We start from the raw sequence: 616 nt of genomic DNA, 5'->3' as shown, positions 1-616 counted from the left end.
CGGAAATCTCTGGATCATAGCTTACGTACAGCTCCCCAAAGCATATCGGTGTTAGTCCCGTCCTTCATCGGCTCCTAGTGCCAAGGCATCCACCGTGCGCCCTTATTCACTTAACCTTATCAACCTTGCGGTTGGGTTTTGATCCTTCTTCTAGCGATAGAAGTTAGATCAAGAAAATAAGCAATTGAACTTATTAAAAAACTCTATCCAGCTCACAAATCAGCCTGTGCGGCAAAAAGATCGATCGTCTCATAAAATCAAAGATTTTATGGCCGTCCGCCTATTTTGCTTCAGGCTAAACAATTTGTTCAGCTTTCAAATTCAACGCGGTGTTCTCGGTTTGTATTACTTACATTTACTTCAAATATCCAGTTTTCAATGAACAAATTTAACAACTAATGTTGTTAATGGAGCCTAGCGGGATCGAACCGCTGACCTCCTGCGTGCAAAGCAGGCGCTCTCCCAGCTGAGCTAAGGCCCCGTTTTAAATTGAGAGTAAACCTCTCAAAACTGAACAAAGTAAAAACAAATTGTGTAGTCTCCGTAATATTCCTTAGAAAGGAGGTGATCCAGCCGCACCTTCCGATACGGCTACCTTGTTACGACTTCACCCCAA

Annotated in this window: 1 tRNA gene and 2 rRNA genes; all 3 read right to left on the bottom strand. The window is 43.2% G+C overall.

The features are described 5' to 3' along the window. Positions 1-116: ribosomal RNA gene (locus OS139_RS13660) — 23S ribosomal RNA — on the bottom strand; the annotation flags it as partial. Between the two features lie 292 nt (positions 117-408). Beyond that, positions 409-481, bottom strand: a tRNA-Ala gene (locus OS139_RS13655). Between the two features lie 76 nt (positions 482-557). Further along, positions 558-616, bottom strand: a 16S ribosomal RNA gene (locus OS139_RS13650); the annotation flags it as partial.

The sequence above is a fragment of the Enterococcus sp. E4-223 genome (assembly GCF_035727065.1).
GTDB classification, from domain to species: domain Bacteria; phylum Bacillota; class Bacilli; order Lactobacillales; family Enterococcaceae; genus Enterococcus_B; species Enterococcus_B faecium.
Note: the sequence above shows the minus strand (reverse complement) of the source record. Positions and strands in the feature narration are given on the sequence as shown.